Source organism: Pseudidiomarina halophila (assembly GCF_003987215.1).
GTDB lineage: Bacteria > Pseudomonadota > Gammaproteobacteria > Enterobacterales > Alteromonadaceae > Pseudidiomarina > Pseudidiomarina halophila.
Genome location: NZ_PIPW01000001.1, coordinates 784540 through 798387, shown reverse-complemented (window position 1 = coordinate 798387; position 13848 = coordinate 784540). Strand labels below are relative to the sequence as shown.

General features: G+C 51.5%; 16 protein-coding genes. 10 read left to right on the top strand and 6 right to left on the bottom strand.

Features of this window, described 5'->3' with window-relative positions; genetic code table 11:
* The first annotated feature begins 31 nt into the window (after nt 1-31).
* The 5 genes from ihfB (at nt 32) to CWI69_RS03810 (ending at nt 2905) form a co-directional block, all read left to right on the top strand.
* Nucleotides 32-316: an integration host factor subunit beta gene (ihfB, locus tag CWI69_RS03830; RefSeq protein WP_126762039.1), complete on the top strand. Its 285-nt coding sequence runs from the start codon at nt 32-34 to the stop codon at nt 314-316.
* Between the two features lie 85 nt (nt 317-401).
* Nucleotides 402-665 (top strand): lipopolysaccharide assembly protein LapA domain-containing protein, encoded by a 264-nt coding sequence (locus CWI69_RS03825; RefSeq protein WP_126762037.1) that lies wholly within the window; start codon nt 402-404, stop codon nt 663-665.
* Entirely contained in the window at nt 658-1815 is a 1158-nt protein-coding gene (gene lapB / locus CWI69_RS03820) for a lipopolysaccharide assembly protein LapB (protein ID WP_126762035.1), read from the top strand. The genes CWI69_RS03825 and lapB overlap by 8 nt, the downstream gene beginning before the upstream one ends.
* Nucleotides 1816-2514, top strand: coding sequence for an orotidine-5'-phosphate decarboxylase (gene pyrF / locus CWI69_RS03815; protein ID WP_126762033.1), 699 nt, complete (start codon nt 1816-1818; stop codon nt 2512-2514).
* Between the two features lie 82 nt (nt 2515-2596).
* The gene (locus tag CWI69_RS03810; protein WP_126762031.1) at nt 2597-2905 is read left to right on the top strand and encodes a ComEA family DNA-binding protein; all 309 of its coding nucleotides are present in this window, start codon (nt 2597-2599) and stop codon (nt 2903-2905) included.
* Nucleotides 2906-2926: 21 nt separating this feature from the next.
* Here the strand turns inward: CWI69_RS03810 and rrtA are convergent, their stop codons facing one another.
* Entirely contained in the window at nt 2927-3526 is a 600-nt protein-coding gene (gene rrtA / locus CWI69_RS03805; protein ID WP_157984235.1) for a rhombosortase, read from the bottom strand.
* A gap of 126 nt (nt 3527-3652) precedes the next feature.
* Here rrtA and ggt point away from each other — a divergent pair, with 126 nt between their 5' ends.
* Nucleotides 3653-5419, top strand: coding sequence for a gamma-glutamyltransferase (gene ggt / locus CWI69_RS03800; RefSeq protein ID WP_126762027.1), 1767 nt, complete (start codon nt 3653-3655; stop codon nt 5417-5419).
* A 2-nt stretch (nt 5420-5421) separates the two neighbouring features.
* On the opposite strand, the gene msrB is transcribed toward ggt, so the two are convergent.
* Entirely contained in the window at nt 5422-6537 is a 1116-nt protein-coding gene (msrB, locus tag CWI69_RS03795) for a peptide-methionine (R)-S-oxide reductase MsrB (RefSeq protein WP_126762025.1), read from the bottom strand.
* Nucleotides 6534-7256 (bottom strand): DUF1499 domain-containing protein, encoded by a 723-nt coding sequence (locus CWI69_RS03790; protein ID WP_126762024.1) that lies wholly within the window; start codon nt 7254-7256, stop codon nt 6534-6536. Before CWI69_RS03790 ends, msrB begins: the two co-directional genes overlap by 4 nt.
* A 109-nt stretch (nt 7257-7365) precedes the next feature.
* Between CWI69_RS03790 and CWI69_RS03785 the strand changes: the two genes are divergently transcribed.
* Genes CWI69_RS03785 through CWI69_RS03770 form a run of 4 tightly spaced genes read left to right on the top strand, consistent with a single transcriptional unit; the run spans nt 7366 to nt 11478 of the window.
* Nucleotides 7366-8574, top strand: coding sequence for an ABC transporter substrate-binding protein (locus tag CWI69_RS03785; protein WP_157984234.1), 1209 nt, complete (start codon nt 7366-7368; stop codon nt 8572-8574).
* Nucleotides 8550-10175: an ABC transporter permease family protein gene (locus tag CWI69_RS03780; protein ID WP_126762020.1), complete on the top strand. Its 1626-nt coding sequence runs from the start codon at nt 8550-8552 to the stop codon at nt 10173-10175. Before CWI69_RS03785 ends, CWI69_RS03780 begins: the two co-directional genes overlap by 25 nt.
* Nucleotides 10172-10834 (top strand): ATP-binding cassette domain-containing protein, encoded by a 663-nt coding sequence (locus CWI69_RS03775; RefSeq protein WP_126762018.1) that lies wholly within the window; start codon nt 10172-10174, stop codon nt 10832-10834. The genes CWI69_RS03780 and CWI69_RS03775 overlap by 4 nt, the downstream gene beginning before the upstream one ends.
* Complete coding sequence (locus CWI69_RS03770; RefSeq protein WP_126762016.1) at nt 10831-11478, top strand: CDP-alcohol phosphatidyltransferase family protein; 648 nt, start codon at nt 10831-10833, stop codon at nt 11476-11478. Before CWI69_RS03775 ends, CWI69_RS03770 begins: the two co-directional genes overlap by 4 nt.
* Here CWI69_RS03770 and CWI69_RS03765 read toward each other — a convergent pair.
* From CWI69_RS03765 to CWI69_RS03755, 3 genes are read right to left on the bottom strand one after another with little or no spacing between them, the layout of a single operon-like run.
* Nucleotides 11390-12232, bottom strand: a complete 843-nt coding sequence (locus CWI69_RS03765) for a sterol desaturase family protein (RefSeq protein WP_126762014.1) — start codon at nt 12230-12232, stop codon at nt 11390-11392. The genes CWI69_RS03770 and CWI69_RS03765 overlap by 89 nt on opposite strands.
* 6 nt (nt 12233-12238) lie before the next feature.
* The gene (locus tag CWI69_RS03760) at nt 12239-12610 is read right to left on the bottom strand and encodes a histidine triad nucleotide-binding protein (RefSeq protein WP_126762012.1); all 372 of its coding nucleotides are present in this window, start codon (nt 12608-12610) and stop codon (nt 12239-12241) included.
* Nucleotides 12611-12655: 45 nt separating this feature from the next.
* Nucleotides 12656-13846: a class I SAM-dependent rRNA methyltransferase gene (locus CWI69_RS03755; RefSeq protein WP_126762010.1), complete on the bottom strand. Its 1191-nt coding sequence runs from the start codon at nt 13844-13846 to the stop codon at nt 12656-12658.
* Nucleotides 13847-13848: the final 2 nt, after the last annotated feature.

The window sequence follows — 13848 nt, the reverse complement described above, 5'->3', positions numbered from 1 at the left end:
TCGGTAGCGACGCAACAAAGAGGAGCTTAAGATGACAAAATCGGAGCTGATCCAACAGTTAGCGACATTGTATCCCGAGCTTTCTCCGCGTCAGGTTGAGGATGCGGTGAAAGAGCTTATCGAACAAATGGCCCAGCAGCTTGCTGGTGGCGATCGAATCGAGATTCGAGGGTTTGGTAGTTTTTCACTGCATTACCGCGCACCGCGTGTTGGGCGCAACCCGAAAACTGGTGACAAGGTTGAACTGGAGGGCAAGCATGTTCCCCATTTCAAACCTGGTAAAGAGCTACGCGAACGCGTAGACAACATTAGTTAGACGGGCGCCATTTTCGCGTCGAGTTCAGCAAAACGGCATGCTATAGTAAAGCATGCCGTTTTTTTATGACTGCTAGGACCCAGCAATGCTGCGATTTATCTTTATTGGCTTACCCCTTTTACTGCTGTTTGTTTTAGCTGTGGCCTTTGGCGCGCTGAACAAACAAGCGATTCCTTTTGATTTTCTCATTGGCCAGATTACGCTGCCCGTTTCAGTTCTGACCGGTGTTTTTATCCTGTTCGGATTCTTACTGGGCCTGCTAAGTATGCTGGGCCGCCTGTGGGTACTAAAAAATGAAAACCGAAAACTGCGCAAACAACTGGTAGCACGGGATTCTGCCGATGCTTGAGTTGCTGTTCCTGCTGTTACCGGTAGCTGCAGCGTATGGCTGGTTCATGGGGCGCAACAGTGTCCGTAATGAAGAGCGCCGCGAGCAGGAAGAGTTTTCAAAGCAATATGTTACAGGTCTTAACCTGCTTCTCTCCGATCAACCAGATAAAGCCGTCGATTTATTTATTGAATTATTAGATGTGGATTCCGATACCTTGGAAACCCACTGGGCACTGGGTAAATTATTTCGCCGTCGTGGCGAGATCGATCGGGCGATAAAAATCCACCAGAACCTGACATCCCGTCCGGCAATCAGTGAACAGCAACGCCGTCATGCAATGTTTGAACTGGGTTTGGATTACCTGGCAGCAGGTATATTTGATCGCGCTGAAGAAATGCTGTTGGCGCTGCAAACGGACAAAGAATTCGCCGAGCCTTGTCAGCGTTACCTGCTCGAACTTTATGAAGCCACCCATGAATGGGACAAAGCAATAAAGGTAGCACTAAAGTTAGCCCGCAACGATGCCAGTACAGAACCGGTAGTGGCGCAACTTTATTGTGAACTGGCAAATTTGCAGAACGAACCTGCAGCAACAGAAAAATACTATTTAAAAGCCCGTAAACACGATCCAGATAACGTTCGGGCGGCACTTTCCTTAGGTCGTATGTGGTTCGAACAGGGGGAAGTATCGAAAGCACAAACTATGCTGATGAGTATCCTTGATGCGGATCCGGCGTTTATTCCTGAGGCGCTACCGATTTTAAATGCCTGTTTTACCAGTCAACAGGATGAAGCCGGTTTCGTACGTTTCCTGCATAAATGTGTGAGCGAAGCCAATTCAACCGCGGCCGCGATGCTGTTGTCTGAGGCGATCGCCAAAGCCGGAACCATCGAAGAAGCTGAAAAGTTTATGCAATCGGCGTTACTACGCAACCCAACCATGAAAGGCTTTCACCAACTCATGGACTTCCATATTCGCGCAGCTGATGTTGGGAAGGCGCGCGACAGCTTAATGATGTTGCAACGTCTTGTGCAACAACAGATGCAGCAACGGCCCAAGTATCGCTGCCGCCATTGTGGCTTCTCCGGCAAAACATTGTATTGGCACTGCCCCTCGTGCCGGGTTTGGGGTGAAATTAAACCGATAACAGGATTAGATGGAGATTAGATGACACAGCAATCGACTGTTTTTGTTGCGCTTGATTATGCAAATGCCGAAGCTGCATGGCCTCTTATCGAACAACTTAACCCGGAGCAGTGCGGGCTAAAAGTTGGTAAGGAATTATTTACCGCAGCAGGGCCGGAGTTTGTCCGCGAGCTGGTGGCGCGTGATTTTCGTGTGTTTTTGGACTTAAAATTCCATGACATCCCGACCACCGTAGCGAAAGCTGTGCGCGCTGCGGCTGACCTTGGCGTGTGGATGATCAATGTGCATGCATCGGGCGGGCGGCGGATGCTTGTGGCTGCACGTGATGCACTTGCGGATTATCCAAATCCGCCGCTTCTAATAGCGGTGACAGTACTCACCAGCATGGAAGCGAGTGATCTCGCCGAAGTAGGCGTGCAACGACAACCCGCTGAACAGGTTAAGTACCTGGCGGCATTAGCGCAGGGGGTGGGGCTCGATGGCGTGGTCTGTTCGGCGCAAGAAGCTGCAATGATCCAACAAGAATGCGGCAAGGATTTTGTCTTGGTCACCCCGGGTATCCGACCAGCAGGCGCTGAACAAGGTGATCAACGACGGGTTATGACTCCTGAAGAAGCGGCAAAGCAAGGCATTCAGGTGTTAGTTATTGGCCGGCCTATTACTCAGGCTGATGACCCGGCTGCAGCTCTCGCGGCAATACAGGCATCGCTTACGGGATAATCCGTGTTTGTGATTAGCTAACCGGTCAGCATCCATTTAAGCTTTTAGTACTGCATTCGCAGTGACAACTAAGGAGCTTAAAATGTTACGGAAAACAGCATTATCTGCGCTGGTCATCGGATCAACTTTGCTGCCTGGTGCTTACGCCATGCCCACGGTTCAACCAACGCAACAAGCAGCTGCTCAGCAGGCGGTGATGAAGGTTAATCTGAATACCGCGTCCGCCGCTGAGCTAAGTATGGCGTTGACCGGTGTCGGACAAAAACGCGCAGAAGCAATTATTGCCCTGCGGGAACAGTTAGGCGGTTTCAGTGATATCAATCAGTTGATGCAGATTAAGGGGATAGGTCCCCGCTTACTGGAACTTAATAAAGAGCGTATCGAGTTCTGATTTTAAGCCACTGTTCTGCTGTTACGACTGGGCAAGTTTCGCCAATCGCCGGTTATGGAGCCACCAGGCAAGGATGCCGCAGATAATACCGGCGCCATGCAATTGCCAGAGTTGATCATCTTGCCCAGTCGTTAACGGACTTGTCCACCAGCCTAGCCATTCTGCGGCTAACTTCGCCAGCAAGAGGCCGAGTGCCAGCAGCAGCAGGCGTTTATGTGCTGGTGTGTCATCACCACGATACTCCAACAGAATGCCCATTACTAACAAGCCATGAACCACCGCGGATAAGCCAACAAACCGTTGTTGGTAGCCGGCAAACCATAGCAATGCAGCGCTACCGACCGTAAGAATCAGTAGCGCATTAAGGTAGGTACGAACGGTAAAGTGACGGGCAAAAACAATGGTTACCCCAGCAAAAGCAAGTACATTTCCGACCCAGTGCAGGGTCGATAAATGCAGGAAATGGGCGGTGACCAGACGCCAGGGTTGCTGCCAGATCTGCTCAGCATGATAATCGAAGCGACTGAGAAACTGTGCCGACTCGAATTGGTAAAAGTACGCCCAGATACTGATCAGGCAGAGCAATGCCCCACATAGGATGACTTGCATTTTATTAGACATAGGTCGAGTTAGTGCTTCGCGCATTGTGATAAGTGGTCGAGGGCTTTATGATAGGCAGGAGTTTATCATCTGTAAATACGCCAATGAATCAGACTGCTGGTTGTCTGGCCGTAAAGGAATCACCGCATGAAATCTACCGCTTTAGCAGTTTTTTTGCTTACCAGCTTTACGCTAGGGGCCTGTTCGCCTCAAATCACTGAAGGTAATCAACGCGATAAACGCGAACCCGAAGCCGCAACAGGCGTGGTTGATAAAAATGCCGTTTATGCCAACGAATATATGGTTGCTGCAGCAACGCCTGAGGCGGCCGCAGCAGGTCGCGCTGTGTTGGCGGATGGCGGATCAGCGATCGATGCAGCCGTCGCAGTTCAGGCGATGTTAACCCTTACTGAACCTCAGTCTTCAGGTATTGGCGGCGGCGCCTTTATTTTGTATTGGGATGCTGCCGAAGAACATCTTTATACGATTGACGCACGGGAAAAAGCGCCAGCCAATGCTGACGAAACTCTGTTCTTAAATGCCAATGGTAAACCACCGGAAGATTTCTGGGATGCGGTTGTTGGTGGCCGTTCTGTAGGTGCACCCGGTGTTCTGAAGGGCCTTGAAGTTGCGCATAACCGTTGGGGAAAGCGTCCATGGGAAGAGCTTTTTAGCGCTACTATAGAAGCTGCTGAACAGGGATTTGAAGTGTCCAGGCGGTTACAGATGTTATTGGAAATGGATCTGAACCCCGGTTTACGAAAATTAAGTCCTGCGAAAGAGTATTTCTACCCCGACGGACAAGCACTGCAAGCTGGTACGCTAAAACAAAACCCTGAGCTCGCCTGGGCTCTGCGCTTAGTTGCGGAGCAGGGTGCCGATGCATTTTATCGCGGACCTATTGCTGAAAAGGTTGTAAATGCAGTGCAAACCAGCGCGCTCGCACCTGGCTTGCTGACCCTTGAAGATCTCGCAAATTATCAGGCTGTAGTGCGCGAACCCGTGTGTAACGCTTATCGTATTTACACTGTATGTGGTATGGGGCCACCGAGCTCCGGCGGTTTGACGGTATTGCAAATCCTCGGGATTTTAGAGAACTTCCCGGTTGCCCAGTGGCAACCTGTCAGCAAAGAGGCAGCCCATCACTTTACTCAGGCTTCCCGGCTTGCCTTTGCCGACCGCAATCGTTATATCGCGGATAGCGATTTTGTCACGGTTCCCGTGCAGGATATGCTGAAAAAGGCCTATTTAGCGTCCCGTGCGCGTCAGATAGGTAATCGTGACCTTACCCATGCCGAACCGGGCATATTTGCAAATTATGCTTTTGCTGATGATCGCTCGCCGGAATTTCCTAACACCAGTCATATTTCGATCGTCGACGCGAACGGTAATGCGGTATCCATGACTACCAGCATCGAAATGGGCTTTGGCTCGTCGGTGATGGCAAGTGGCTTCCTGTTAAATAACCAGCTCACTGACTTTTCGTTACAACCCCGAGTCAATGGGGAACTTATCGCCAATCGGGTACAAGGTGGCAAACGCCCCCGAAGTTCAATGGCGCCAACCATGGTGTTTGATGCTGAGGGTGATGATCTGCTACACGTGGTAGGGTCACCCGGCGGCGCGAGAATCATCAATTATGTGGCACAGACATTATTGGGTGTGCTTGACTGGAATATGAATATGCAGCAAGCCATCGACCAGCCGCATGTTACCAACCTTAATAACTACACGGCGTTGGAAGAGGGCACTGAAATGGCTGAACTCGCTAAAGCATTAAAAGCAATGGGTCATAACGTGCGGGTCACTGGGCTAAATAGCGGTTTGCATGGTATTTCCATCTTACCGAACGGGCAATTGTTGGGCGGCGCCGATCCACGCCGCGAAGGGGTAGCTCTGGGTGAACAAGACTAAACTTAGTCCTTCACCTGATCAATGTATTCGCTGTAGCCTTCTTCTGCCATGTCGTCTAATGGAATAAACCGCATGGCAGCGGAATTCATGCAATACCTTAAGCCGGTGGGCTCCGGACCATCTTCAAAGACATGCCCCAGGTGTGAGTCTGCATAGCGACTTTTAACTTCGGTGCGGGTCATGAACCAGGAGCGGTCAGTTTTGGTGACTACAAATTTGTCATCAATTGGCTTAGTAAAGCTTGGCCAACCCGTGCCAGATTCAAATTTGTCGGCAGACGAAAACAGTGGTTCGCCGCTGACAATATCGACATAAATCCCGGCGCGTTCTTCATCCCAATACTCGTTATTGAACGCACGCTCGGTCTTACCGCGTTGTGATACCGAGTATTGTAACGGCGTTAATTGTTCGCGCAGGGTTTCATCTGCTGGCTTCTGATAGTCGCTGAAATCCAGACTTGCTTGTGGCTGTTCTGCGTCACTCATAGCTGGTTTATCCTCAAATTTGCGAAAATCGACGTCGTAATCGTCGCCCCAGACTTTTTCGGTGAACTGGAAACGACCAGAGTTACGGGTGTAAATCCAATAGCGTACCGAACTCTTCTTATAGTAGTCCTGGTGATAGTCTTCTGCCCGATAAAAGGTTGTGAATGGCTCAACAGGTACCACAACAGGATCCTCATAGCGGTTTTGCTCGCGTAACTTTTCCCGTTCGCGCAAGGCAATTTCGCGTTGCTGTTCATTGTGATAGAAGATGGCCGGACGGTACTGCTGGCCACGGTCAACGAACTGACCATCAAGATCCGTCGGATCCATCATACGCCAGAACGCCTGCAGCAATCCTGTATAGCTGACTACCGAGGGGTCATAATAAACCTGTACCGCTTCGGTGTGGCTCGTCTGTCCGCCAGCTACCTGCTCGTAGCTCGGATCGACTTCGGTGCCACCGGCATAGCCGGAGACAGCCTCGCGCACACCCGGGACATCCTCAAACGCTTTCTCAACACACCAGAAACAACCGCCAGCAAAGGTGGCGACCTTTTCATCGCTCGATTGGCTGAAGGTTGCGGTGCTGGTCAGCGCTAGCCCGAACCACAGAGCTATCGTAATTAACCTCATAGAATTCCTTGTAGTTGTTGTTGAAAGTCACGTATACGTGCCGCATTTTTACCGACGTCGCTGCGGCCCACCCGTGATTTACTGCGGACGTCAACCCGTGTTTGTTGATCTTCGCTACGCAGCCGAATCACCACGTCATCTTTAAAGCCAAACCAAAAGGTTGATGCAGTCGCTTCAATGCGTCCTTCGGCAAGGTCACTGGCGACAAGTTGCCAGCCCATATCGTTAACTACCGTTAACGCGGCCTGAAATACCCGCTCCAGATCTTGTGAAAAATAGATTGGTCCAAGGTCAGGATAAGCACTGCGTTGTTGTTCAGCAGTTTCTTCGCCCGGATAGGGTAACGGATTCGGTGCATCGGCACGTAAAGGCGCAATGGCGGCAAACTCAGGCGGCTGCTGCAGGTCTGTAGATATGTCATGAATAGGCGGAACGCTGCGTGCGGTCTGTAACTGCTGATAAGGCAGATAGAAGCTTATCGTGCCTGCAATAGCAGCAACGGTAAGCAGGGCCAGACGGCCACCGCGCGGGCGCTGCCAGATTAAATAGATAATGATGAGGACAACAGCTGCAACACCAACATAGGCAGCCCAGCGCAACAAGGTAAACGCAATGCCAAGATCAAGTAGTTGCCAGCGGTACAGCGGGCCTGCCACTAACAACATAAAAGCGGCCAAAAAACCTATAATAATTAGCAATGATCCGATTTTCTTTAACATGACAAGCTCCATTGTTGGTTATAGATTAATTACGCAGATCACTATACTCTAGATCAACGTACGGCAAATACATAACTATTGGCACACCATTCAGTTACGGAACTTTACGTTGTCATTTACGTTGTCACTTACGTTGCTACTCAAGGAGTCGCCCCTTAACTGCTGGTTGTTCAGCAAAGCGGCATTGTCTAGGTTGTTGCTCGGACTCGTGCTGTGTGGTCTGCCGTTGACGGTATCAGCCAGTGCTGCAGCGCCGGAGTCGGAAGCTCCAGAGCAGGAGGTGGTCTATTTTTACGCCTGGGGCGGTTCGGAATCGGTAAATGCCTACCTGCGCTGGGTGCAGCAACAGCTGGCGGCTGAAGAGGGGATTCGCTTACAGCATGTGAAAGTTGCTGATATTGGCGAGGCGGTCGCGTTACTGCTGGCCGAACGGACGCCGGCAGCCAGCAAAATCGATCTGTTATGGATCAATGGTGAAAACTTTCAGGTATTAAAAGAAGCTGACAAGTTGCTTACCGGATTGCCCGCGAAGGTACCTAATACCAGCTTACTCCGTGATGACCTCAATTGGCAGACTGACTTTGGGGTTGCTGTCGATGGGCAGGAATTACCCTGGGGCATAGCTCAATTTCAGTTGGTAGTCCGCGATGCATTGCTAACGGACATCGGCGCTGACAGTATGCTTACGACCAAACAATTTTTGCAGCTCGCAAAAAATTTTCCGGGTCGCTTGTCGTATCCAAAACCGCCGTCCTTCCACGGTACCAGCTGGCTAAAAGCTTTAGCCTATGAATTAGTCGACCAGCCGCAGTTACTGCAACGGGATCCGAAGACAGTGTCGATCGAACAGGTGTTGGCACCACTCTGGCGTTACCTGGATCAGTTACATCCACATCTGTGGCGTCAGGGACGGGAGTTTCCGGGGTCTGCCGCACAACAACGCCAATGGTTAAATCACGGCACTTTAGATAACGCTGTAACCTTCAATCCCAACGAGATCCCTGCACTGCAACAACAGTTAAGGCTGACGCCGGCAGCACGAGCAGTGAGCCTGGGTACTACCGCGTTAACCAATTTTCATTACCTTGCTATTCCACGGGCCAGTGCCCAACATCCTGCTGCCTTGAAGGTTATAAACTTTCTGCTTAGTGAAAAGGCTCAGCAACGCAAAGCTGCTCTTGATGGCTGGGGCGATCCTATGGTTATCAAGCCATCCACAGCGACAACAGATGTAACACTTTTCCCCAGTCATCCTGAGCCTCATGTGCAATGGACAGCTGTGCTTGAGCAAGCATGGCTGCAGAGGTACCAGCGATGATTCGGCAAGCGATGTGGGTTCTGGGCCTGGTACTGACTGGGGGCGCATTACTTGCGCCCTGGTGGTTCGCGGGACAGGGTTTGCCGATGGCACTGCCTTTAACTGGTACTGGCTTCTGGGACTACCCGGGAATCGCAACCGTTGTCGGTAAAACACTGTTGGTCGGTCTGCTGAGCAGCTTGCTGGCGTTGGCCTGTGCCTCGTTGATCATGGCCCGTGATGCGGTTGCGCTGAATCCGGCCAGAAATGACGTAGGAATAACCTTTGCGGCACCGCATCTGGCTTTTGCCATTGCCTTCTTATGGCTGTTTACGCCGTATGGCTGGTTTGATCGCTTACTGCCGTTTTCGTTGCCCTGGTTTGAACAGCAGTCATTGGTCACCCTGATCACTATTCTGGTCATTAAAGAAACGCCGTTTTTAGTGGTGATGGGTCGTCAGCAACTGGGCCAGTTACCTTATCGGCAATGGCTACTGCAAGGTCAGGCGCTGGGCACTGCGCCGGACCGAAGCTGGTGGTTAGTGGTATTTCCGGCGTGGTTACGGGCGATGCGGTTGATCCTCTTTGCTGTGGCAATTTACAGTGTCGCGGTGGTGGATTTAGCGCAGGTTGCCGGACCATTGAATCCACCCTTACTGGCACCCCTGATTGTCAGTTGGCAGTTGCAGTTCGATGCCGTAAGTCAAAGTCTTGCCGCACAGGGGACCTGGCTACTTATTGCTTTCGGCGTGGTCATGGTGGTTGCTTTTTACTTGCTGGAACGCAGCTTAACGAAACTGATCGGATGGCGCATCGGGAGCCGGGTCAAGCCAGCTGTCACCCGCATAGCTGCCGCTGCAACCCACTGGTTCAGCTTCACTGCGCGGGGGATTTTCGTGGTGGTTAGCTGTATGGCTTTAGTCGCTTTAGTCGCTCTTAGTCTGGGGCGTGGTTGGTTCTATCCGCAGGTTTTACCGCAAGTCTGGAACTTTGAGCATTGGCTTGAGCGCAGCGGTGACGCGCTTACCCTTGCAACAACCACCCTTGGTCTTGCGCTGGCAACCGCAACACTGGCGACCTTAATGATTGTCTGGCTGCGCGAGTGGCAGCGCTACCGTAGTTATGAGCTTGCTGATGCCTGGCTGCTGCTGGCGTTATTTGTGCCACAGCTCAGTTTGGTGGTGGCCTGGCTCGCCAGTGATTGGTCAACATTCATGTCATCAACCTATATCAGCGTTCTTGTTGCGCATGTTTGGTTTTCATTTGCCTATGGCTATCTGGTTTATGCGCCGGCTGAGCGCGCGGTAACGCAGATACATTTATCTGTGGGCCGCAGTTTGGGTTACCGGTACTGGCACAGTTGGTGGTGGTTTAAACGCCCTTTATTGCATAGTGCCCTGGCGCATTGCTTCATGGTGACCTTTTTAGTTAGTGTGGCGCAGTATGTACCGACCTTGCTGCTAAGTGCCGGACGTCTACCGACCTTGACCACTGAACTGGTTGCGGTAAGCAGTGGTGGCGAATGGCAGTTACCGGCACTCTATGCCACTTTGTTATGGCTGATTGCCTTCAGCGCGCTCATGCTAACCCAGATCACCCGTAAAAAGAGAGTGTTACGATGAGTTCTGAATCACCTGAAATCTGTTTTCGTGAGCAGCTGTTGCACTGGCAGGAGAGCGGAACCACCCTGGCATTACCCGATATCATTTTAGCAAAAGGGCAGAGCGCTGGAGTCATGGGGCCGAGCGGTTGCGGTAAATCGAGTTGGTTACGCTGTTTATTAGGCGAAGCGGTGGGGCACGTAAAGCTGACTGGTGAATTTTATGTACGGGATCGAGAGATAAGTAAGCTTGCCATCGAGGACCGTAATATAGGTATCTTGCTGCAGGATAATCCGTTGTTTCCGCACTACAGCGTCCGCAAGAACTTAGCCTTTGCCCTGCAAAAGAAAAACGTCAGTCGTGCTGAGCAGAACCAGATGATTGCATCCCAACTAGCGCTGTTAGGTATGGCCGATTTTATTGATCGCCTGCCAGGGCAGCTCAGTGGCGGTCAGCGGGCACGTATAGGATTGCTGCGTACGGTACTTGCCGAACCTGCTTTGGTGCTGCTGGATGAGCCTTTTAATGCGCTTGATAGCCAACGCCGTCAACAGGTTCGGGATTGGACGTTCGCTTTCCTCAAACAACGCGGGATAAGCAGTATTATTGTGAGTCACCAGGCAGATGATCTGACGTATGTGGACCAGCATGTGAGCTGGCCAGAAGGAGTTTCCGAATGATTGATGCAATTTTATACCGCCGGCTACGGCCTGTGCTTGATGGCGTAGCTAAGCCTTTGGTGCGGCTGGGAGTCGGAGCGAATACCGTCACTATCGTGGGGTTTATTATCGGACTTGGCGCACTGCCGGCGCTCGCCTGGCAACGTTACGACCTGGCGTTACTCTGTATTTTACTAAATCGGCTTTCTGATGGTCTTGATGGGGCGATTGCACGGCATACCCAGCCTACTGATGCCGGGGGCTATCTCGATAGCGTCATGGATTTTATCTTCTACAGTTCCGTGCCATTTGGATTTTTACTGGCGGATCCCGGTACTTTTGGTGTGGTAGCTGGTTTACTGATGTTTAGTTTTATGGGCACAGCCGCAACGTTTCTTGCGTTTGCGGTACTGGCTGGCAAGCATGGCATCGTCAACCCTAACTATCCCAACAAGTCGTTGCATTACATGGGTGGCATAACCGAAGGTTTTGAAACTATTCTGGCATTTGTCGTTTTCTGTTTGTGGCCGGCAGCCTTTCCCGTTACCGGTTTAATCTTCGCAGGGCTGTGTTGGCTTACGGCGTTGACTCGTCTTTATCTTGGTTTTCAGACGTTGCGTCAGTTGCCTCCGGTTGTCGAAAGGGAATTGCCAAAAGGTAGCTGAGTTTGGTGCTTTGCGGCAAAGCCGGATACTCTTTAAGGCCGATCTTGATGCCATCGGAGCCAGCTTGCGGGCGGGCAGTGTAAGAGCGGAAGATCCGATCCCAGACCGAAAGATTAAAGCTGTAATTACTGTTGGTTTCAGCGGGCAGCTGACTATGATGAATGCGGTGCATTTCCTGGGTCACAATTAAACGGCGCACCGGCCATTCCCAGCGGCTTGGCAATGCTACGTTACCGTGGTTGAACAAGGAGGTCGCGTTTAGCAATATCTCAAAGATCAGCACCGCAATGGCAGGTATGCCAAAGAGCACGACAATACCAATTTTAATCAGCATACTCAGGACGATTTCCAGTGGATGGAAGCGTAATCCAGTGGTGGTATCAAAGTCGGTGTCGGCGTGGTGCATGCGGTGAATGCGCCAGAGTATAGGGATTTGATGGAAGATGCGGTGCTGCCAGTAAATCGCACAATCGAGTAGCAGAAATCCAATTACCACAGTTAACGCCAGGGGCCAGTCAAAATAGTGCATCAGACCGAAGTCAGCCTCAGTTGACCACAACGCAGCGCCAATTGCGCCAGCGGGGATCAAAAGTCGGACGACGATGGTATTGACGGCGACGATACCGAGATTCGCTGGCCAGCGGCGCTTAGCTGGTAATTGCGGTTGGCGTTTTGGCTTCAGGCGTTCCCACAGCAGCATGGTGGCAAGTACCCCGACAAAACATCCTAGTCGCCACCATAACTCTGCGGGCATAGAGAGCTAGCCTTGTTTGGGCTCAGCGTTGGCGTAGGGCGGCCAACCGAGAGTTTTTCCTGCGAGCAGGTGCAAGTGGATGTGATACACCGATTGACCGCCGTCTTCATTACAGTTCATGACCAGGCGATAACCGTCTTTGGCAAAGCCGTGCTGCACCGCGATTTTTCGCGCTACCACGAATAAATGGCCAACCAGCTCACGTTCGTCTTCGGCAATATCATTCACCGTTGCAATTCGTTTTTTTGGGATAATCAGTAAATGCACCGGTGCCTGTGGGTTAACATCTTTGAACGCCAGGCTGATGTCATCTTCGTAAACCACATCTGCGGGGATCTCCCGATTGATGATTTTGTCGAAAATTGTTGTATCTGTCATAAGTTACCTCTTGTGACTCAAAAGCTTAGCCTCATATTAGTCAACTCAACCGCGCAGTACCAGCCCTTTAAGATACAGAGACTCCGGGAAATTTGTCCGTACCGGGTGATCGGCACCCTGAAACAGTCGTTCGATAATGTGCAGCGGACGTTTGGCATCCAGTGCAGCATCGGCAACCACTTTTTGAAATAATTCAGCACTGAGCAAGCCCGAACAGGAGAAGGTGATAAGCGTACCACCCGGATTTAATATCTTACACGCCATGCGGTTAATGTCTTTGTAACCCCGACAGGCACTGATTAAGTTTGCTTTACTGTCGACAAACTTAGGCGGGTCGAGCACGATCACATCGAAGCGTTCTCCACGATGATGAAAATCGCGTAACGCCTGGAACACGTCTTGTTGCTGGTTGTCCAGCAGTGCCGCGTCAAAACCATTACGGGTATGATTTGCTTCGGCTTGCGCCAGGGCGGGTGCCGAGACATCAAGATTCACTACCTCACGGGCGCCAGCCTGGGCGGCAAATAAGCCAAACCCGCCGGTGTAGCTAAAGGCATTAAGGACCCGTTTGCCCGCAGCATAGCGCATCACCGCGTGACGGCTGTCACGTTGATCCAGATAATAGCCGGTCTTATGACCTTGCTTCAGATCAACGCCAAGTTCGAGTCCATTTTCATGGATCCAAACGATGTCCGGCGGACCCTCGCTACTAGCGCTGTACAGCAACTTATCCACAAGGGGCAGCCCCTCCTTTTTGCGGACGTCGACGTCGGAACGCTCGTAGATGCTGCATTCAGGGAAATGTTCGCGCAGGGCGGCAACAATGGCCTCGCGCCAGCTGTCTGCGCCGGCACTTAACAGTTGGCAGACCAACCAGTCACCGTATTTGTCGATGGTAACGCCGGGAAGCTCATCGGCTTCAGCGGCGACCACACGCCAGGCGTCACTATTAATAGCTAAGCCTTCGCGTAAGGCTTTGGCTGCGCCAATGCGTTGCTTAAAAAAGTCTTCATTGATGATTTCGTTCGCCTGAAAACTCCAGATCCGCACACGGATTTGCGAGTGCGGTGACCAGGCACCAGCGCCAAGCCAGTCGCCTTCGGCACTATGCACACTGACCGTGTCGCCAAGCTGCGGGTCGCCTTTGACTCTGGCAATCGCACCGCTGAACACCCATGGATGCAAGCGGCGCAACGATTTACACTTTTGTGGTTTTAAATGAACGGTAGCAGTCATTT

Bases quoted from the DNA above. Each gene is read 5' to 3' on its own strand.
- pyrF (WP_126762033.1), top strand. From the start codon at position 1,816: ATGACACAGCAATCGACTGTTTTTGTTGCGCTTGATTATGCAAATGCC.
- CWI69_RS03770 (WP_126762016.1), top strand. From the start codon at position 10,831: ATGATTGATGCAATTTTATACCGCCGGCTACGGCCTGTGCTTGATGGC.
- rrtA (WP_157984235.1), bottom strand. From the start codon at position 3,526: ATGTCTAATAAAATGCAAGTCATCCTATGTGGGGCATTGCTCTGCCTG.
- CWI69_RS03760 (WP_126762012.1), bottom strand. From the start codon at position 12,610: ATGACAGATACAACAATTTTCGACAAAATCATCAATCGGGAGATCCCC.
- lapB (WP_126762035.1), top strand. From the start codon at position 658: ATGCTTGAGTTGCTGTTCCTGCTGTTACCGGTAGCTGCAGCGTATGGC.
- CWI69_RS03775 (WP_126762018.1), top strand. From the start codon at position 10,172: ATGAGTTCTGAATCACCTGAAATCTGTTTTCGTGAGCAGCTGTTGCAC.
- CWI69_RS03765 (WP_126762014.1), bottom strand. From the start codon at position 12,232: ATGCCCGCAGAGTTATGGTGGCGACTAGGATGTTTTGTCGGGGTACTT.
- CWI69_RS03790 (WP_126762024.1), bottom strand. From the start codon at position 7,256: ATGTTAAAGAAAATCGGATCATTGCTAATTATTATAGGTTTTTTGGCC.
- CWI69_RS03755 (WP_126762010.1), bottom strand. From the start codon at position 13,846: ATGACTGCTACCGTTCATTTAAAACCACAAAAGTGTAAATCGTTGCGC.
- CWI69_RS03810 (WP_126762031.1), top strand. From the start codon at position 2,597: ATGTTACGGAAAACAGCATTATCTGCGCTGGTCATCGGATCAACTTTG.
- ihfB (WP_126762039.1), top strand. From the start codon at position 32: ATGACAAAATCGGAGCTGATCCAACAGTTAGCGACATTGTATCCCGAG.
- ggt (WP_126762027.1), top strand. From the start codon at position 3,653: ATGAAATCTACCGCTTTAGCAGTTTTTTTGCTTACCAGCTTTACGCTA.
- msrB (WP_126762025.1), bottom strand. From the start codon at position 6,537: ATGAGGTTAATTACGATAGCTCTGTGGTTCGGGCTAGCGCTGACCAGC.
- CWI69_RS03825 (WP_126762037.1), top strand. From the start codon at position 402: ATGCTGCGATTTATCTTTATTGGCTTACCCCTTTTACTGCTGTTTGTT.
- CWI69_RS03780 (WP_126762020.1), top strand. From the start codon at position 8,550: ATGGCTGCAGAGGTACCAGCGATGATTCGGCAAGCGATGTGGGTTCTG.